Below are 18,484 nucleotides of genomic sequence, written 5' to 3'. Positions count from 1 at the left end.
TGTCAGTTATCGATGGTGGTTCGAATGCCCGGCTGCTTGTCGTACCTCGTGGCTAGGGTCCTGGGCATGGGATACGAATTTCAGGTCGTCGTCGACAGTACCGACCCACATACCCTCGCGGACTGGTGGGCCGAGGCGTTGCGGTGGGAGGTCGAGCCGCAGGACGAGGACTTCATCCGCAGCATGATCGCCCAGGGGCACGCCACCGACGAGGACACCACTACCCATCACGGCAAACTGAAATGGAAGAGCGGCGCCGCCATCCGCCACGCCGAGCGCCCGCGCGTGCTCTTCCAGTTGGTGCCCGAGGCCAAAACGGTGAAGAACCGGATGCACCTCGATATTCGCGTCGATTCCGCGCAACGCGCCGCCGAAGTCGAGCGGCTGGCCGGAATGGGCGCAAAGGTCCTGTACGAAGGCAAGGAAGGGCCCTCTCAGTGGGTGACCATGAGCGACCCCGAAGGCAACGAATTCTGCGTCGCCTGAGGGCTGCGGCGAGATGATCGCAAAAGGGTTGGGCGCGAGCAGGTTCGAACTGTTAGCCTCGCGCAGACCGTGACACAAGCCGAGGAGGTGAGACCCGTGAACACTGTATCGACATGGGGCCTCCCGCTCGCCGTCATGGTTTGGCGAACCCTGTAGCCGTGGCCGGGCGCGGCGGATCAGCGCTACCCGTGCCCATCCGCCGCACACCGGCCGATCAGCCGAGCGTCGACGAATTCTTCTGTGCCACGGCAGCTGAGCCTCAACCGAACCAGTCGACGTGGGCCGGTGGCCGGCCGGGCGGCGCGGCGAGGGTGGTTCGAACCGTTGAGAATGTGTGCGGGGCGATGAGCAACGCGCTGGCACGCGTCGGCGATGAGCATCGCGTTCGGCGCGCTCGGGACAGCTGGCGTTCAGAGCCCGAGTTTGGTTACGGCGTTGTCCTCCAACGGGTTCGCGGTGCGGATGTAGCCGTGCACGGTACGCGGGTTGGACCAGCGGCCCTGGCGCATGATCTCGCGGTCGCTGGCGCCGCCGAGGGCTGCCTGGGTGGCGAAACCCGCGCGCAAGGAGTGTCCGGAGAAGAGGTCGGGGTCCAATCCCGCGCGGGCCGCGTACCGTTTGACGAGTTCGGCGACGGCCCGGCCGGACATCGGCTCGGTGCCGACCGTGCCGTGCCGATTGATGGTGGGGCACAACGGAAGATCCGGGTCGGCGGCGAGCGCGGTGCCGGTGAAACCGTGACAGCGGTGGATGGCCGGATCGGTGTCGCCGCCGTCGGCGAGCCACGCCCGCACGCCCGATGTGCCCTCGGCGGCAAGTATTTCGAGCAGGCGCACCCAGTCGGCGAACGCACACACCGGGCAGGTATGCGGGCGTTGCCCCCGCGGCAGCGCGACGCGCTGTTCGGCGACGCCGGTGGGGTCGGTCTTCGTCGACGGCAACCGCACCAGCAGCACCGGCTCGCCCGTGGCGTGATCGACGCGCACCTCCACATCGGCGATTCGCAGGCCCGCCAATTCACTACGCCGCAACGCTCCCGCGAACCCCACCAACAGCATGAGCGCGTCACGGCGACGTGCGGGTTCGTTCGGCCAGCCGGGTTCGGGCAAGCCGGCCAGCAACTGATCGAGGGTGTGTAGCAGGACCGGACGTTTGCGGGTGGGCTGAGTGCGCCGGGTGCGGCGGATACCGCGCAGGGTCAGGCGGACGACATCGGAACGGGTCGGCGAGGGCAGTCCGTTGGCCGCGTGCACGGCGGCGATGGCGGCCGACTTCCGTTCGAGGGTGGCGGCGCTGAACGCCCATCCGCCCGTGTCGCGGCGGGCGTCGGCCGCGGCCGCGAGATACACGGCGACATCCAGCGGATCAGCGGGCATCGCCTGCCTGCTCTCGGCCAGGCACCACGCCGACCATGCGATCCAGTCGGTTCGATAGGCGCGCAACGTATTCGCCGACTGCGAGGCCTCGAGGTATCGGCGCAGCGACCCCGCCTGCACATCATCGAACCGTTCCCGCACCAACCGCAACGCCGCCGCGTCCACCAGGACACTGCGCACGCCACGACGCAATTCGTTGCGCACCGACTCCGGCACGGCGACCACGGCAGACCGCTCTTCCATCGATCAACTCCCTGTTCGTCGACCGCCCCCATTCTGCCGCCGCCCCAGTCGAATTCGCGGGAGCCCAAGCCCCGCGCGTCGGGCTGTGCCGCCGCCCGCGATACCCCGGGCGAATCGGCGACTCCGAAGGCACGCCAGCGGGTGGCGGTCGAACTCACGGCAACTCCGGCCGTCGCGCACGTCCTAGTTGGTTGACGCACGGCCCACCATGTCGGGGTGCCGCCCGCAGCGGGCGAACGCAGCACCCGAGTGGCGGTCGAATGCGCAGTAGCGCAGGCCGCCGGCGCGTCGGTCAGTGAAATCCGCAGCTTCGAAGGCGCGCACTCAGGTGGCGGAGGAACTGGCTGTATCAGGTGAAATTGACCGTCGTGCACACCCCATGTGTCGCCCGCGCCGCCGGGCCACCGCAAAGATACGGTCGTGCACACCCCATGCGTCATCCGCGCCGCCACCGCCGAGTCACCGCGAAGAACGGTCGTGCAGGTTTCCCGCACGACTACACCCACCAAGCCGCCGTGCGGTCGCGAGAAGGGTTGTCGTGCATGCTTCCTGCGTGCCCACGTTGTACGGTCGCGACGTCAAGCGCGCTCCTTGCGTCGCCCCCCACCTTCCGATCACGATCGAGGGCACGCTCCCCACGCGGTACCGCATCCCCGCCGGGCTGCCCCGGCACTGTGCGATCGCCTTGCGGACAAGGGCTTTTGCCGGCGAGACCGCGGCCCGTGGATCGGCCGGATACGGTGTCGGAGTTCGCGGCGATCGGGATCGCGAGGAGCAGAGGTGGGTATGGACAACGCGGGTGTGGTCGCGGCGGTGCTGGGCTATTCGAGTGCGACGGTGTTGGGTGAGCAGGAGGCGGCGGCTCGGGCGTATCGGCTGGCGTATGTGCTGGACATCCCGATCCAGGGCGCCGAGGGGCTGATGATCCTCGACCGTGTGCTGGAACTGTTTCTCGCCGAGACACAGGTGCCCGACAGCGGTGACGCGCGCGCATTGCAGGACCAGACCCATGAGATCGCCGCACGCTGCGTGCCGATCGAAGACGAACTGTGCCAGGTGATCGCTGAAACCTTCGGCCGCGGCGACGATCCCGACCCGGCGCAGGCGGTGTATCAGGTCAGCTCCCGCGCGGCCCGCTTCCTGGCCAAGTCGGTGATGATCGCGCGCGGTGACACCGACCGGCTCTTCGCGGAGCCTGCTGACGCACCCGATTCCCTCATCGGCGTAAGCGATATGCAGCGGCTGGTCGAGCGGGAAGTCGCCAAGGGTGTTCCGGTCGAGGCGGTGCTGTCCACCATCAACGACATGCACCACTACGAATTCACCTTTCCCGGCGACACCTACGTCGAGGATGTCGCGCAGGCGTGCGCGGAACTGACCGGGCAAGGTCATGTGCTGATCGCCGTCGGGGTGGCGGAGCTGCACGAGGACCCGTCCGGCGCAGGGCTGAACGTCTGCTGGTCGGTCCCCGAGGGTGGGCGTGGTCTGGAGGTCCGCTTCCGCGTGCGCGACGACGGCGGCCGGGCCGCCCGCCAGTTGTCGGAGGGCTGGGTTCCGGCGCCCGCGCCGGCTTCCGGCACGGAGCTTTACGTCGACTCCCACCTGTTCGTCCTGCGCGGACATGCCAACCTGCGCGGCGGCCGCACCACGGTCCGTGCCGCGCAAACCCACCCGGCGTTCGGTAGCGCGGTCCTGATCGAGGTAGCCGACCACCCCGGCTACCTGCACAATTGGCATGCCCTGGAGCACGAACAGGCCCGGCTGGCAACACAATTCGGTACGCAACCCGCCCGCCCGGATCCGGAGGAAGCGCCGATCGCCCCCTGAGATCTGCTCGATCACGGCACGAGCAGCCGCCCGCGGAATTCACCGGCCGCATTGGCCCGACCTGCGACCCGAAACCTCCGTGGCGGGTGCGCCCTGGCTGCGCTACCTCGACAAACGTTGCCGCCCCAAGGACTCCCGACCACGCGCTCGCCGAGAAGTTCATCCAGATCACCTCATCCAAGTCGGCGCCGATCCATGTCTACTCGCGTCGCGACAACCAGGTGCGCTGCGCCACGAAGGCCAGAGCGCTGCTGGTCAATTGATCACGAGGAAATGGTGGCGGCATCGCCCGAGAGTCCGCCGCCGCCATTTCCTCGTGATCAACCGTCCAGGTCTCCCGCCGCCCATACGCAGCGTGTGCGTCGTGCGCCCGGAGCTGAGGACGTTGCGGTGGCCGGCGAACCGACTCCGGTAGGGTGACGTGTGAGAAGCGTTGCGGCACAAGGGCGGTGCTACGTTTACGAGGTGGAGCGGACTGGTTCCATGGTCATCCGCCCAGGCCCCACCGCCGGCCATATACGTCGTGCGCGTCCGTGATCATCGTGTGACCGAAATCGAGGATGTCGCAGCGGCGGGCGAACGGACTCCGGTAGAGCGACGTGCGAGAGTTGTTGCGGCGCAAGCGCAGTGCTTCGTCGATGACGCGGTGCCAGCGGTCGGGGAAGTACTGGCGGGCGTGCCGTCCCGCGCCGTCCTTGGAGGTGATGTCACCGGTGACGATCGTGTAGTGCAGGCGTGCGATACCGGTGACGGTCCAGACAGTGCCGTATTCGGTCAGCAGGCCCAGAGCGTGCTTGCTCGCCAGACGGGCACCCGCGGCCAATCGGTGTGCCCAGTAGTCGTCGAGGTTGGTGTTCTGCCAGGCGGCCAGTGCGGCGGCGTCGGTCCAGATGTCGAGTTCGGTGATGTCCGGTCCGCGCAGGGTGACGCCGTGCCCGGCGAGCGTGTGCCAGGTGACCGGGGTCTGGTGGGTGCCGTGTGGCTCGAACTTCCCCTCGAGGATGGTCGGTCGTCCGGCCGCCGCGGCCGGGCCTGCGGCGAGGTCTGCCCAGGTGAGATAGCTGCCGTCGAAGAACGGACGAGGTTGCTGTTGCCGGAGCCGGGCGTGGATCCGGGCGAGCGCGGCCGTCGCGGCGCGATCGGGCGGCGCGGCGGTGACGGCGACGAAATCGATATCGCTCGCGCTGGGACGGTAATCGTCCAGCGCGACAGAGCCTTCCAAGTAGAGGCCTTCGATCAACTCCGGCGCTTCGGCGTCCGCCAATGCCAGGTACGAGTCGATGGTTTGTGCGACGAGCGGGGGAACCGACATGGGTCGAGTCTGCCGGAAACGGAAAACGCATCGAATACGCCGCAAGTTTGCGAGACGATCGTCGAATGAGTGATGGATGGTCCGATCACCTCGTGGTGCGCCCTTTGACCGTCGACGATGCCCGCCAGGTGGTCGGGTGGCAGTACGGCGGTCCGTGGCAGATCTACAACCTGACCGCCGACGAGGAGCTACCCAGCGCCGCCGACGGATACATGGCGGTGGCCGACGCGGGCAGCGGTCGCCTCGTCGGCTTCTTCTGCACTGGTCCCGAAGCGCGGGTACCCGGCATCGCCGCGGATCCGGGCATCCTCGACCTCGGTGTCGGCATGGACCCGCACTGGGTCGGCAAGGGGCACGGCAAGCAGTTCGGCAGCGCGGTGCTGACCGAACTCCGCCGCGACCACCCGTCGACGCCCGTCCGCGCGGTCATTCAGGCGTGGAACGCCCGCAGTCGACAGCTGGTCCGCCAGCTGGGTTTTGCCGAGTGCGCCGAACACTCCTGCATCCAGGACGGCCGCCCCGTCGCCTACGTGGTGGCGATGCTGCCGGTCTCGTCGTAGTTCCGGGCCGTCAGCGGGGGAGTTCGGGTGGGGCGGAAGCGCATCGGAGGTTCGGTGTACTCCTCGAGCGTGTGCGCGATCCAGCCGATGGTGCGGGCGAGGGCGAAGAGGGCCTCGCCCGCGTCGGGACGCATCCGGTAGGTGTGCATGAGGACGGCCAGCGCCAGGTCGACGTTCGCGACGGTGGTGTGCGGCGCGCCGAGTTGCTCGGTGATGGTGTCGACGGCGGTCAGGGCCGGGGCCGCCGCCGGTATCGCGCGGAGCCGGTCCAGCAGGATTTCGGCGCGCGGATCGGTGACGCGGTAGACGAGGTGCCCGAAACCGGGTAGTCCGGCACCCAGGCGAAGTCGTTCGGACGCCGCGCCCAGCGGGTCGGCGATCGCTTCGGCCAGGAACCGGTAGGCGAGAGTGCTTGCGGTGCCGTGGTATTGGCTGTCGAGGGCGCCGAGCCCCGCCGAGACCACGGCGTACGGATGCACGCGCGCGCTCGCCGCGACCCGCGCCGCCACCGTGGAGACCGCGAGCCCGTGATCGGCCAGCAACGTCAGCGTCGTGTCGAGCAACTCCGGCGGCACGGCGGCGTCGGTCAGGCTCGGCGTGATCGCTTCGGCGAGCGTTGCCGAATCATCCGGGGCCGCACCGAGCCCCGCCGCCTCGACGGCGAGAAGTATGCGCGCGGTACGCAATACGCCGGGCGTGGACAGATCGAAGCGCAGCGGGTCGCTCGCGCCGGCCACCGTCACCGCGACGCGCATTCGATCGGTCAGCCGCACCGCGGGGTCGAGCGCGGCCACCGCGGCGTGCGTGGTCGCGAGAAGTGTTGCGGGCGCGTGGAATTCCTGGGTCACCGGCTCGCCGGTCCACAGCAGCCCGGCGACGGATTCGACCGGCTGTGCGCCTACCAGCTCGGCGACATCGCGGCCCCGATAGTAGAGCCGGTCCTCGTCGATGGCCGAGATCGCGGTGGTGACGTCTTCGATGGTGCTGCGGTGACCGGTGCCGCGGCGGCGGCCGCGGGCCAGGCGGGACACCTCGTCCTCGCGGAACAGGCTGCCGCGCCGATCCGCCGCCGCGACCTTGGTCAGCAGGCCGCGGCTCACGTAGGCGTAGACCGTCGCGGGCTTGATCTCGAGCCGGTCGGCCACCTCGGCGGTGCTCAGGTAACGTGCATCACTTTTCTCGGCCACGACCTGCCCCTCCGCGTTCATGTTGACTGGATCAATATTGACTCTAGTTGAGCGTGCTCGCACTCTTCAATCAAGAGGAGGTCTGCAGATGACGAGCAACGCTGCTGAACTGAACGACATCGATGAGCTGATCGAGGTACCTGCCGGTTTGCGGCACGTGGTCGCGGCCGAGACCCGGCTCGGCGATGTGCGCGGACGTGAGGGCTTCTACCACTACCGCCAGCACTCCGCGATCGACCTGGCGACCACGTGCACCTTCGAAGAGGTGTGGTTTCTGCTGTTCGAGGGCAGGCTGCCCGATGCGGCCGAGCTGGCCGCGTTCACCGCCGAGACCGCGCGCCTGCGCACCTTGCCCGCGGACCTGTTGCCGCTGTTGGCGCCGATCGCCGCCGCCGGGGAACGGTTGCGGCCCATGGCCGGGTTGCGCACGGCGTTGTCCCTGCTGGCCGGTCTCCGCGATCTGCCGCCGCTGTGGGACAGCGCGCCCGCCCAGCGCAAAAGCGACGCGCTGCTGATCTGCGCGGTGACGCCGACGATTCTGGCGGCACTGCACCGGCTGCACCGCGGACTCGCGCCGCTCACCCCGCGCGCGGACCTGTCCACGGCCGCGAACTGGCTGTATCTGCTGACCGGCGAGGTGCCGCAGGCACGAGCGGCGCGGGCGGTAGAACAGTATTTGATCGCCACCATCGACCACGGCTTCAACGCCTCGACCTTCGCGGGACGGGTCGTCGCCGCGACCGGGGCCGACCTCGCCTCGGCCGTCCTCGCCGCCATCGGGGCGTTCTGCGGCCCGCTGCACGGCGGGGCGCCCGATCGAGCCCTCAACGGGTTGGACGAGATCGGCAGTGTCGAGCGCATCGACGCCTGGGTGCGCGCCAAGATCGCCGCGGGTGATCGCATCATGGGCTTCGGGCACGCCGTCTACCGCACCGAAGATCCACGCTCGGTGCTGCTTCGGTCGATCGCCACCGAAATGGGCGGGGAACTCGTCGAATTCGCGACAGCCGTGGAGCGGCAGGTGACCGAACTGCTCGCCGAACTCAAACCCGGACGCCACCTGTACGCCAATGTCGAGTTCTATGCCGGAGTCGTGATGGAACTGTGCGGTATTCCGCGCACCATGTTCACGCCCACTTTCGCGACGAGCCGAGTGGTCGGCTGGACGGCGAACATGCTCGAACAAGCCGAGACCGGAAAGATCATCCGTCCGTCCGCACGGTATGTGGGACCGGCTGCGCCGCAACCCATCCCGTGGAGGCCATGATCGGCTTCGGCGCAGCGGTGCAAATCGTGGAACAAGACCGCAGAATTCGGGGGTCCGGGCGCGAATCTGACATATCCGCACAACATTTCGGCACAATGTCCGTCAGGTGGCTAGCATTGCGGCCAAGCTGAACGTCGTCGTGAATACTGTTCGGCTTGTTCACTATTCAGCTGGGGGCAGCTGAGCGTCACGTCCCCGAGGGCGAAACGGGGTTGCCGATGACGTTGCAGGCCGATCTGGAAAAGCTGGGCGTCAAGTCCAATCAGATGTACGGGCTGGGGGACGAGGCCGCGCGACTGGAAGTAGCAGACGGAATGCTTCCGCTGCTTTCCTGGGGCGAGAAACTGCGCGCGGTCGACGAGGCGAAGGGACTGGCCGGCGACGTCGAAGACCGTCTGATCACCGCGGTGGCGGGACGGTTACGGGAGATCGGCCGCCTCATGCATCAGGCCACGATCAAGTTCCGGGAAGCCGAGGCGGACAACGCGGCGGAGATCTTGGCGGCGACCTATACCAAGGACTCCGGCGAATGGGGGGCGCCGAGGTGACCGGAACACCGTCCAGGCGCCAGCTCGACGACTACGACCCGCAGCCCCTGCTCACCATCGCGGGCGGGCTGCGGGATTGCGGCACGAAGATAGAGGGCCTGTTCGAACGTTACGTCACCGTCGTCACCGATAACGAGTGGCGGGGCAAGGCGGCCGAGGCGGCGCACGATCGCGCCGTGAGCGACCGTAAGAAGGCCTTCGCACTGGTGGATGCCTTGGAAGGGGCCGCGGGGCGACTCGAGCAGGGCTACTGGGACATTCATGCGCCGTTGAACTCCGCGCGCAGTCTCATCGCTGCCGCCGAGCGCGACGGTTTCGTGGTGCCGGGCGGTTTCACCGGTATTTTCGTCGCCAAACCCGTGTCCGTGACCCATCCGCCGGGTACCGTTGCGACGCTCGAACGCGAAGGCGCTCGCGGCGTGTGGGAGCGCCGGATCGTCGAAGCCGCCGATGCCGTCGCGGCCGCGGATACGCGGATCCAGCAAGAACTCTCGAAGATCCGCGCCGCGCTGAATGCCGAGTTCGCCGGCGTCGCCCCGATACAGAGCACCGCCGATCAGAAACGCGCCAACCAGATCGCCGCGTTTCGCGCCGTGTATCACCGTGATCCGGTATCCGAGAACGACTGGCGGATGGCCGAAGCACTCGACCCGCACACCTACGACCCCAAATATCAAGGCGTCAACGCCAATATCGTGGCGGTACGGTTCGACCCGGTCACCGGAGCGGGGCTGTACCGGCAGAACATGTACATTCCGGTGGACCAGGTCAACAACATCGCGCTCAACATCAACGACTGGCTCGAGGGCCGGCTCGTGTATCCGATGCGCGGAGACAATCGCGGTCCTTCCGCCGACGCCTCGGCGGAAGCCTCACGGGTTTCGCTCTACGTCGACATGGAAAACGGAATCCTGATCGCCCGGCAGAATCCCACGGTATCGGTCGACGGCAGGCAAGCCGGTGCCGGCGTTCCCGACGTCCGGGTGGCGCAGGGCTCCGACGGCTCCCTGAAGGTGCACTATTCCGCGGTGGACCCCTTCGCCCCGGAAATCGCCAAACCCGTTGCGACAGTGAACGGTGACATGACGATCACGCGTCGCGGCGACGATGTCGTCGCCGGCGGACAGGTCACCCAGTACCCCAGCACCGAGGCATACCAGTACCGGTCCGACGGGTCGACCACCCAGCTGGTCGACCGGCGCGCGTCCACCGACGAATGGGCCGCGGCCACGGATCTGCCCGCGCCGACGGTCAAAGTCGGGACCGTAGAACCCACCCCGATGTCGTCGTATCCGGCCCAGCCGACCGACAGCAGCCCGAAACATCTGCCGCCGTACTATCCGACGGTCGCCGGGCCCGTCGAGAACCCGCCCAAAGTCGTAGTGGTGGAACCATATTCGCCACCACCACCGCCGGAACCGAAGGAGCCCGTCCCTGCGCCGCCGGGCCGCACCCCGCAACCACCACCACCGCGCTAGCGGCTCGGCTACTCGCCCAACAAGTTCAACGGGGCGAACCGGTGCGCAGACCACAGTCGGCAGGAAGACTCCTCGGGATAAGGCCGCGTGCCGGGTGTCGCTGTGTAGACGCGGGTCAGCCGGGTGCACGGATCGTAAGGAGGCCAACCGGGGTCGCCGGTGGTGGCGAAGCTCAGCCAGTCGGTACGCATGGCGCGACCGACGCCGGACACTTCTGCGACGGCGTTCGGGTGTGCGGCGGGATGCTCGCGCACCTCGTTCGCACCGAGGGTGCCGAAGACCAGCAGGACGTCGAGGCTGTGCGAGGCGCCTTCGTCCCGGTTGAAACTCCAGCAGAGTTCGTAGAGCCAGGCGCGACCGCCACCGGCGCGCTGGGCGGCGGCGAGATGCAGGCTCGGCATGCGGAAAAGCCAGTCCGCGTTGGCTGTTTCGTACAGCTCGGCGTTCGTGGCGTCGGGATAGGCGGTGCGGTAGTCGATTCCGGGTGCGAGGCGGTGCAGGGTCGCCGTGAGCTCCGCGTCGGTCACCGTGCCACCACGGCGCGGATCGAACAGCCGGAACTCGTCTCGGGTATGGCCGACCAGCACGTCGACACCGCGGGCCGCCCCGTCGGCGAGTGCCTGCCACGGCGCACAAGGCAGCACATCACCGTCGACGACCGGAGAGAACGGGGTCGGCGTGAGCGCCATCGGGCCCCACGACTCCACCTCGTCCGGCATTTTCGCGATCACGGTGCGCGTCGCGTCGACCAACGCGCGCGGGCTGATAGTGGACAGCTCGTCGATGTCGGCGCCTGCTCCGACTTCCGCCGCGATGGACGCTGAGATCGCCGCGGCCAGTCGCGGCGCGAAATAGGTGCCGGGAACACTCTGGGCGATCGCCCGCTGAAACCACCCGGCCGCGCTCGGCATGACCAGCAGCGCCGCAACCGAACCCGCGCCCGCGGACTGTCCGAACACCGTCACCCTGCCCGGATCGCCGCCGAACGCGGCCACATTGTCGCGCACCCACCGCAGCGCGGCCGCTTGGTCGAGCAGTCCACGGTTGTCCGGTGCGCCGATGATGTGCGCGAAACCCTCCACTCCCGTGCGGTAGTTCATGCTCACCACCACCGCGCCCGCCGCCGCGAGCAGTGCGCCGTCGTGGTGCGGGTTGCTGGATTCGCCCTCCAGGTACGCGCCCCCGTGAATCCACACCAGCACCGGCAGCCGCGCGGCACCGAGGTCCGGTGACCACACGTTCAACGTCAGACAGTCGCCGGAATCCGAGCCCGCCCAACCTTTCTGCGGCACCGGCGGACCGAACTCCGACGCGTCACGGACCCCGTCCCACGGCAGCACCGGCACCGGCGCGGCGAAACGTCGCGCGCCGACCGGTGGTCGGGCATAAGGAACGCCCCGGAACACCGCAACGTCGCGCACCCATTCGCCCCGCACCACCCCCGAAGCCGTGCGAATCTCGACTCGCTCACCCACATTCATGCGCTGCGGTTCAGTCGGCGTGCAGGACGAAGAACAGGAAGCAGAGGAACCTGGTGCCGGTGCTCTCGTCGAAAACGTCAGGGGCCAGGTCGCGGGCGGCGGGCGCGGCCAGCGGTTCGCTGATGACGGTGAGGCGGAAGCCTGCCGCGGTGAAGGCGTCGGTCATCGCGTGCAGCGGACGATCCCAGAAGCTCAGCTGGGCGGTCTGGCCGCCCATGGTCCATTCTTCGGTCCGGTTGCGGGTCTGGAAGTAGTTCGTCTCGTCTCCGGCCATGCGCTGGGTCAGGAAGTTGGCGAACGGATGCTCGACCGAGGCGATGAGCCGGCCGCCCGGGACCAGCACCCGGCGTAATTCGGCCAGTGTCGGGCCCCAATCTCGAAGGTAGTGCAGCACCAGTGACGCGACGACGTCATCGAATGTGTTGTCGGGGAAGGGCAGTGGATCGGCGAGGTCGACCACTCGCAGGTCGGCGTCGGCGCCGAGTCGCTCACGGGCCAGGTCCAGCATCCCGGCGCTCGCGTCGATCCCGGTCACGACCGCGCCCCGCTCACGCAGCCCGTCGAAGAGCGGGCCCGAGCCGCACCCGGCATCGAGAATCCGCCGTCCCTGCACGTCTCCGGCCAGGTCCAACAGCGCGGGCCGGTTGTAATACGCAGTCAACAGGCCGGTTTCGCTCTCTGCCGTGTATCCCTCGGCGATACTGTCGTACGGGCTCACTCGAGCAGGGGTTGCGCGATTGTGCGGAACTGAAGTCATACGGCTCATCGTGACATGTGTGCCAACGGAATCCCGTGCGCCGCTTCGGCGCATTCGCCCACGCGCCCAGCCGACCTTCAAGAACAACTTCATGTACATGGCCGGCTACCAGGACGAGGAGGCGTTCGACCGTGAACTGGTCTCCCGCATGCCGCTCGGCGGGCTGGTCGGCGACATCACCTGCCCGGTGCTGTTCGGCATCGGCGAATTCGACGAACTGACCCCGCTGGAGCAGGCCCTGGCCAACTATGAACTGGTCAAGGCGCCCAAGGAGATTCGCGTCTACGAGGGCGAATTCCACCCCCTCGGCGGCGTTGCGGCCGAGGTGTTCCGTTTCGGCGCCGAATGGCTCGAACGCGCCCTTTCCGGCGAATTCGCCGAAGCGGGCCGCGACGTACGCCACTACGTCCACCGCGACGGCGGCACTACCGACGGCACCGCCGACCCACAATGGTGGTCCGGCGCAGTCCCATCCGCGCTCGATCAGCTACGCACCAGCCCGCGCTGAGTCGGACGCCGTAGATGGGTCCGGGTGTGGTCCTGCCGCCAGGGGAGAGGCGATTACGGCGCTGCGCGACCGAGTCCGCGAGCAACTCGATCGATCAGGCCCGCGCGCGGCCGAGGCGTCAGCCATCGACGGACAGCGCGGCATCGAGTACTGTTGCCGGGAGCAGGCCCCTGGTTGGGTCTGCGGTGCGGTAGGCCCGCACCACGCTCGGTCCGCATTCTTCGCGGCAAGAGCCTCTCTTTTCCCGGTTGTCGCTGACATCGGACGTTTCGCGTACCCCGCGACTCGCGGCCATGTGCCGTGCCCATCCCGAGTGCCTCGAGCACAATGAGACAAGGAGTGAAAACCTATGAGTACCAATCGGATAACCGATGGTGGCGAGCGCGCGCTCATCGAGAACATGCTCGACCGCAACCGTGAGGCACTGATCGAAACAGTGCGCGGTCTGTCGGAGGCGGACGCGCGTCGCAGGCTCGTCCCGTCGCTGACGACCCCGATCTCCTTGATCAAGCACGCCGCCGGTGCGGAACGGATCTGGTTCCAACGGTTCTGGGCGGGCCTCGACGAGGCCGAATGCGACGGCTACTCGCGCCGAGACGAAGGCACTTTCGCCGTCGCCGAGGACGAGTCACTGGCCGACGTCATCGCCGAATTCGAGCGGGCCAGTCGACGCTCCCGGGAGATCGCCGCCGGTTTCGACCTGGACGACACCAAGGACAATCCCCGCGAAGGCAAGGTCAGTATGCGCTGGACTCTGCTCGCGATGATCGAGGAATTCGCCAGGCACGCAGGTCACGGCGACATCCTGCGCGAACAGATCGACCAGGCACGCGAACCGTCCCGCGGCGAACGAGCCTAGGATCGAGCCGGGTACCGCGATGTGGACCGCGGTCCACGGCAGGAAGGACGCGCGTCGATGACGCTACGGCAATACGAGTACGCCCTGGCCGTCGCCGAGGTGGGCTCGGTGACGGCGGCGGCCGAACTGCTGCACGTGGCGCAGCCCTCGATGTCCCAGCAGATCCGTGCTCTGGAACGCGAACTCGGCGTGACGCTGTTCGCCCGCACCCCGACCGGGCTGGTGCCCACCGTCGTCGGTCGCGCGTTCCTGCGCGAAGCTCAGGTCGCGGTGAACGCGTCGCGGCGGGCGCGGGCGACCGCCCGGGCCAGTGCCGAGGAACTCGAAGGCGAACTGCTGGTGGCGGCGCAACTGGGTTTGGGCACAAGGCAATTGCCGAGTGCCCTGGCCGCGCTGCGTCGCCGCTACCCGCGGCTCGAGGTCACCGTCTTCGAAGAGCCGAACCCGGCCGAGCTGGAACGGATGGGCCGGCGTGGCGTGCTGGATCTCGTCCTGGTGACCGCGCCGTGCGAGGAGACCTCGGCCGATGCCCATCACCTCGGCGACGAAGAATTCGTTGTGGTGCTGGGCATCGGGCATCGGCTGCTCGCGGCGGACCGGGTCGAGTTGCCCGAACTCGCGGACGAGCCGTGGGTGCGCTTCGACCGGGACAGCGCCTTGGACGCCGTGCTTCGAGAGGTGCTGCGGGACAACGGGCTGACCCCCAGCACGGCCGCCCGGGTCACCCAGGCGGCTACGGCCGTGCGCTGGGCTTCACACGGACTCGGGGTGACGCTGGTCCCGGCCTCCGCGGTGCCGCAGGGTTACGAACATCTGGCCCGGCCGGTCTTCCCTGTGGTGTCGCAGCCGATCCTCGCCGCTGTCCGGCACAATGCAGGCCCGGCCGAAACGGCCCTGCTCGAGCTGCTGCGCCGAGAAACGTGGCACAAGTTCGCGCCGGCGCGAACGGACGAACTCAGAGCTGGGTAGCGCCGCCGTCCACGACCAGCTCGGCACCCGTGGTGTAAGTGGCGTCGAAAGCGAGAAACACTGCGGCCCTGGCGATCTCGTCCGGAGTGCCGAAACGGCGCATCGGATTCTCGGCGACTCGCTCTTTCTTGAATTGCGCGGCGGCCTCGGCGGTCATCGCGCTGTCCAGGATCCCGGTATCGATCGGGCCGGGGCTGACCGCGTTCACTCGGATTCCGCGGGGGAGCAGCTCACCGGCCAGGCTGCGGGCCATGGAACGTACCGCCGCTTTGCCCGCCGAGTAGACGCCCGCCGTGGGCATACCCATCACGTTCGCGTTCGAGGTGGTGAGCACGACACCCGCCGTCGGGCTCAGCAGTGGAGACAGCTTCTGCACGGTGAAGAAGACGCCCTTGACGTTGACCGCGAACAACTCGTCGTAGAACTCCTCGGTCGTCGACTCGAAAGGCATGGCCTTGGCGATGCCCGCGTTGACGAAAAGCGCGTCGAGCGTAGCGAATTCACTTCGCACACGATCCGCGAGCGCGTCCAGATCGGGCAGTGCGGCGACATCGCCGCGCACGGCGATCGCGTTCTCGCCGAGTTGCCGCTGGGCGGTATCGAGCGTCGCCTGCGAACGTCCCGTGATCACCACTCGCGCACCGCCGTCCACCAGCAGCTTCGCCATCGCGAACCCCATACCGGTGCTGCCACCGGTGATCACCGCGGTCTTGCCTTGGTACATATCGGTTCTCCTTCATATCATCGTCGGACCGGCCCCGAATTTCGGCTCTGTGGCAGAACTGATCCCTGTCGGCCACAAGGGTTTTCACTCGGCGAACAAGGATCGGAGCGCATTCACGAAGGCTTTCGGAGCGCACCGCGTCGAGCTGTTTCACCGTATGTCGCCGAAAGTGTCACCGGCAAAGACGAATAAGCAGCAGGCGCCATAGACATTTCCTATACAGCGACGGATGAGGCTGCGGTGCTTACGATTTTGGCATGATCCAGACGCTCGACTACGCCACCGCCGGGCCACTGACACATCTGACCGGGATCGATCCGGCCATACTGCGACCAGTTCCCATCGAGGTCATCGAGATCTGTCGTCTGACCTCGGCCCTGGTTATCCAGCCGCACGATGCTCAGGCGCTGAACTTGCCCGCAGAGCGGTTCGGTGAAAACCAGATCCGACCCGCGAACCGTCTGCTCGCCGCGCTACTCACGTTGGAAGCCGCGCCGCTCGATATTGCCCGCGAACCATCTCGGCGGGTTATCGGAACGTGTCGCCACTTCGCAGTGATCAGTTGTGCGCTGCTGCGCCATCATGGGATCCCGTCTCGGGTGCGCTGCGGCTTCGCCACCTACTTCCAGCCCGGACAGGGGCTAGATCATTGGATCACCGAGTATTGGGACGACGTTCGGGGCCGTTGGGTGCGCATCGACTCCGAAATCCTTGGTCAGGACGTCCTCGAGCACCCCGAAGATCTCCAGGCCGGCGAATTCCTCAGCGGCGGTGAAGCGTGGGTCGCGTACCGCGACGGCCGTATCGACGCCTCTGCCTTCGGGGTGTACGGCACCGAGAACTGGGGCCCTGCAGAGATCAGAGGCAACGCCGTCAAAGATCTCGCCGCGTTGAACAAGGTCGAGATGCTTCCCTGGGACGAGTGGGGCCACATGACCGCATCCTATGAGGGCGAGACGGGACCTGACTACGACGACCTGCTCGATGTCATCGCCGCTACCTGTATCCGAGATGACCCCGGGGAAGTCATCGATCTATATGCACGCGACGAGCTGCGTGTCCCTGCCGAACTCGTGCCGCGGTAGCCGGACCGGGTAGGTCGACCACCGCAAGCGCCAGGCTTCCGAGCCGCTTTCACTCTCGGCGCAGGATCGCCCACTGGTAGTGCCAGTTATCGGTGCCCGGCCAGGTCAGCCACTGCTCGAGGGTGCCGTGTCGCTGTAGTACCGCCTGTAGGGCAGCATCGGTGCGGATGCTGAAGAACCGTGCCGGACCGTGTCCGCTGCCGTTGTCCCACAGCTGCTCGCTGGCCTGTTCGTCGCCCCACAGGCCGATCGCCAGCGGCGCTCCCGGCCGCAGGACGCGCAGGATCTCGGTCAGCGCCGTGTCCAGGTCGGTATCGGCGATGTGCAAAAGCGTGCTCATGGTCCAGCCGGCGCCGAAACTCGCGTCCTCGAAGGGGAGCTGCAGGACCGAAGCCTGGCGGGCGTCGAGTCCCAGTGACCGAGCCGTCGCGACGCTCTGCGGGGCGAGATCGACGCCGGTGTAGGCGAGACCCGCGTCCGCGAACGCGATACCGTCGCGGCCGGGGCCGCAACCGATCTCGAGCAGATCCGTGATGCCTTCCCGTCGCAGCAGTTCGAGGTACTCGGCGCGGCGCAGCACTCGTGCCTGCGGCAGCTCACGCACAGCGCGTTGGCCGATCTCGTTGTCGTAGTAGGCGATCAGGTCAGCCTCGCGCTGGGTTCGGTGCATGGACACATCATGCGACCGTAAGGCGTCCCAGTGTTCTCGTTGTGCGCCCGGCGACGGTGTGGGTCGGTATCGAGCCGGCGCCTGCGGTGCGCAAAATGGTTTCTGTTCGCGGCTGCTAGTCGATCGGATGGTCGAGCCATCGGCCCTCTGCCATAACGGTGCGTTCGGTGAACTCGTGGAATCCATTCCACACTTGTATGCGGTGCGGAACGAGTTGGATGTAGATAAAACCTGGCATGGTGCGCGGGTCGTGCGACACCTGGGCGTATCCGTCGGCGGTGGCAGGGTCGACCGCATCAACGGGTATAAGCGATGCGGCGGCATCGACCATGATCAGGTCGGCGGTGTCTCCGATAGCCACTCTCGCTCGTGGAGTTGTTCGGAGGTTGGCGACGGTGCGACTGCGCTCGAACGTGGCCGTGGTGAGGGCGTTCGTGTTCCAGATGTAGGCGACAGGGATAAGGTGCGGACCCTTGCCCGCCGTGGCCAGCCACGTTTGATGGCTGGTTCCGAGTCGTTCCAGCGCGTCCGCGCGCCGCTGCTCGAGGCCGCGCGGGCGGGGCAGCGGCGCGGGTTCGTTGGTTGAGTTGTCGACGGTCATCGGTTGCCTTTGTCGAGTATGGCCGCGAAGCGCGTTAGGTAGGCGGGACGTCACTGAGGACACTCCATTCGCCAGCTTCGTAAGTGGTCGCTAACGGTTAGTTTTGACTTACCAACTCGGGCCTGTCAAGGGTCTGAGTGGCAGACCCCGACCTCATCCGCGCTCGGCCAGATAGAGACTGGCGCCGTCGCGTTCGGGCCGCGCCTATCGCGGTGTGACACATCGGCGGGCTACGTCGTCTTCACGATGAGATTGTCGGAGTCCGGAGGGAGCACTCGATGGCAGGTTCGCTGCAGAGACCATCTGAAGTCCGTGGCGGCGATTCCGCGGCGATAAGGGACGAGTCGTCGCGGTCGTTGACCGACAGCGACTGGCAAACCCATCGTGCCGCGGTTTACGGGGTGGCTTATCGAATCCTCGGAACTGTTACCGAAGCCGAGGACGTGACTCAGGAGGTGTGGTTACGCGTCGCGACCGTTGATATATCCGCGGTACGAGATCTGCGGGCCTGGCTGGTGACCTTGTCCGCACGAACCTCCTACAACG

19 protein-coding genes are annotated in these 18,484 nt (G+C 67.4%); 11 read left to right on the top strand and 8 right to left on the bottom strand.

What is annotated here, in order from left to right:
- Window positions 1-66: 66 nt before the first annotated feature.
- Entirely contained in the window at window positions 67-486 is a 420-nt protein-coding gene (locus NBRGI_RS28075; RefSeq protein WP_029900212.1) for a VOC family protein, read from the top strand.
- Window positions 487-896: 410 nt separating this feature from the next.
- Here NBRGI_RS28075 and NBRGI_RS28070 read toward each other — a convergent pair whose 3' ends face one another.
- Window positions 897-2,105: a site-specific integrase gene (locus NBRGI_RS28070; protein ID WP_029900211.1), complete on the bottom strand. Its 1,209-nt coding sequence runs from the start codon at window positions 2,103-2,105 to the stop codon at window positions 897-899.
- Window positions 2,106-2,885: 780 nt separating this feature from the next.
- Here NBRGI_RS28070 and NBRGI_RS28065 point away from each other — a divergent pair.
- Window positions 2,886-3,932, top strand: a complete 1,047-nt coding sequence (locus NBRGI_RS28065; RefSeq protein WP_148310972.1) for a hypothetical protein — start codon at window positions 2,886-2,888, stop codon at window positions 3,930-3,932.
- A gap of 487 nt (window positions 3,933-4,419) precedes the next feature.
- Here NBRGI_RS28065 and NBRGI_RS28060 read toward each other — a convergent pair whose 3' ends face one another.
- The gene (locus NBRGI_RS28060) at window positions 4,420-5,244 is read right to left on the bottom strand and encodes an aminoglycoside adenylyltransferase domain-containing protein (RefSeq protein WP_029900209.1); all 825 of its coding nucleotides are present in this window, start codon (window positions 5,242-5,244) and stop codon (window positions 4,420-4,422) included.
- Between the two features lie 65 nt (window positions 5,245-5,309).
- On the opposite strand from NBRGI_RS28060, the gene NBRGI_RS45505 reads away from it, so the two are divergent.
- Window positions 5,310-5,804, top strand: a complete 495-nt coding sequence (locus tag NBRGI_RS45505; RefSeq protein ID WP_029900208.1) for a GNAT family N-acetyltransferase — start codon at window positions 5,310-5,312, stop codon at window positions 5,802-5,804.
- Here the strand turns inward: NBRGI_RS45505 and NBRGI_RS28050 are convergent.
- A complete protein-coding gene (locus NBRGI_RS28050) occupies window positions 5,771-6,991 on the bottom strand; it encodes a citrate synthase (RefSeq protein WP_036561230.1) in 1,221 nt (406 codons plus the stop codon). The genes NBRGI_RS45505 and NBRGI_RS28050 overlap by 34 nt on opposite strands.
- 88 nt (window positions 6,992-7,079) lie before the next feature.
- Here NBRGI_RS28050 and NBRGI_RS28045 point away from each other — a divergent pair, with 88 nt between their 5' ends.
- The 3 genes from NBRGI_RS28045 (at window position 7,080) to NBRGI_RS45500 (ending at window position 10,284) form a co-directional block, all read left to right on the top strand.
- Window positions 7,080-8,258: a citrate/2-methylcitrate synthase gene (locus NBRGI_RS28045; protein WP_051728084.1), complete on the top strand. Its 1,179-nt coding sequence runs from the start codon at window positions 7,080-7,082 to the stop codon at window positions 8,256-8,258.
- A 155-nt stretch (window positions 8,259-8,413) separates the two neighbouring features.
- The gene (locus NBRGI_RS28040; protein ID WP_148310971.1) at window positions 8,414-8,806 is read left to right on the top strand and encodes a hypothetical protein; all 393 of its coding nucleotides are present in this window, start codon (window positions 8,414-8,416) and stop codon (window positions 8,804-8,806) included.
- The gene (locus NBRGI_RS45500; RefSeq protein WP_051728083.1) at window positions 8,788-10,284 is read left to right on the top strand and encodes a hypothetical protein; all 1,497 of its coding nucleotides are present in this window, start codon (window positions 8,788-8,790) and stop codon (window positions 10,282-10,284) included. The genes NBRGI_RS28040 and NBRGI_RS45500 overlap by 19 nt, the downstream gene beginning before the upstream one ends.
- Window positions 10,285-10,292: 8 nt before the next feature.
- Here the strand turns inward: NBRGI_RS45500 and NBRGI_RS28030 are convergent, their stop codons facing one another.
- Together NBRGI_RS28030 and NBRGI_RS28025 are read right to left on the bottom strand one after the other, a co-directional pair.
- The gene (locus NBRGI_RS28030) at window positions 10,293-11,765 is read right to left on the bottom strand and encodes a carboxylesterase/lipase family protein (protein ID WP_029900203.1); all 1,473 of its coding nucleotides are present in this window, start codon (window positions 11,763-11,765) and stop codon (window positions 10,293-10,295) included.
- A 10-nt stretch (window positions 11,766-11,775) separates the two neighbouring features.
- Window positions 11,776-12,522 carry a class I SAM-dependent methyltransferase gene (locus NBRGI_RS28025; RefSeq protein WP_036561224.1) on the bottom strand — a complete coding sequence of 249 codons (747 nt, stop codon included), beginning with the start codon at window positions 12,520-12,522 and terminating at the stop codon, window positions 11,776-11,778.
- A 19-nt stretch (window positions 12,523-12,541) separates the two neighbouring features.
- On the opposite strand from NBRGI_RS28025, the gene NBRGI_RS28020 reads away from it, so the two are divergent.
- From NBRGI_RS28020 to NBRGI_RS28010, 3 genes are all read left to right on the top strand, one after another.
- Window positions 12,542-13,030, top strand: coding sequence for a hypothetical protein (locus tag NBRGI_RS28020; RefSeq protein WP_200882230.1), 489 nt, complete (start codon window positions 12,542-12,544; stop codon window positions 13,028-13,030).
- A 349-nt stretch (window positions 13,031-13,379) separates the two neighbouring features.
- The gene (locus NBRGI_RS28015; RefSeq protein ID WP_029900200.1) at window positions 13,380-13,889 is read left to right on the top strand and encodes a DinB family protein; all 510 of its coding nucleotides are present in this window, start codon (window positions 13,380-13,382) and stop codon (window positions 13,887-13,889) included.
- 57 nt (window positions 13,890-13,946) lie between these two features.
- Complete coding sequence (locus NBRGI_RS28010) at window positions 13,947-14,858, top strand: LysR family transcriptional regulator (RefSeq protein WP_029900199.1); 912 nt, start codon at window positions 13,947-13,949, stop codon at window positions 14,856-14,858.
- Here the strand turns inward: NBRGI_RS28010 and NBRGI_RS28005 are convergent.
- Window positions 14,845-15,582 carry an SDR family oxidoreductase gene (locus NBRGI_RS28005; protein ID WP_029900198.1) on the bottom strand — a complete coding sequence of 246 codons (738 nt, stop codon included), beginning with the start codon at window positions 15,580-15,582 and terminating at the stop codon, window positions 14,845-14,847. The genes NBRGI_RS28010 and NBRGI_RS28005 overlap by 14 nt on opposite strands.
- A gap of 257 nt (window positions 15,583-15,839) precedes the next feature.
- On the opposite strand from NBRGI_RS28005, the gene NBRGI_RS28000 reads away from it, so the two are divergent.
- Entirely contained in the window at window positions 15,840-16,667 is an 828-nt protein-coding gene (locus NBRGI_RS28000; protein ID WP_029900197.1) for a transglutaminase-like domain-containing protein, read from the top strand.
- Window positions 16,668-16,716: 49 nt separating this feature from the next.
- On the opposite strand, the gene NBRGI_RS27995 is transcribed toward NBRGI_RS28000, so the two are convergent.
- Both NBRGI_RS27995 and NBRGI_RS27990 read right to left on the bottom strand, forming a co-directional pair.
- Complete coding sequence (locus NBRGI_RS27995; RefSeq protein WP_029900196.1) at window positions 16,717-17,337, bottom strand: class I SAM-dependent methyltransferase; 621 nt, start codon at window positions 17,335-17,337, stop codon at window positions 16,717-16,719.
- A gap of 115 nt (window positions 17,338-17,452) precedes the next feature.
- Entirely contained in the window at window positions 17,453-17,938 is a 486-nt protein-coding gene (locus NBRGI_RS27990; RefSeq protein ID WP_148310970.1) for a pyridoxamine 5'-phosphate oxidase family protein, read from the bottom strand.
- 278 nt (window positions 17,939-18,216) lie between these two features.
- Here NBRGI_RS27990 and NBRGI_RS46710 point away from each other — a divergent pair.
- The coding region (locus NBRGI_RS46710; RefSeq protein WP_268808431.1) for a sigma factor at window positions 18,217-18,484 on the top strand (268 nt) is incomplete at its 3' end.

Source organism: Nocardia brasiliensis IFM 10847 (assembly GCF_000710915.1).
Taxonomy (GTDB): Bacteria; Actinomycetota; Actinomycetes; order Mycobacteriales; family Mycobacteriaceae; genus Nocardia; species Nocardia brasiliensis_A.
This window is presented reverse-complemented; position numbering and strand designations above follow the sequence as displayed.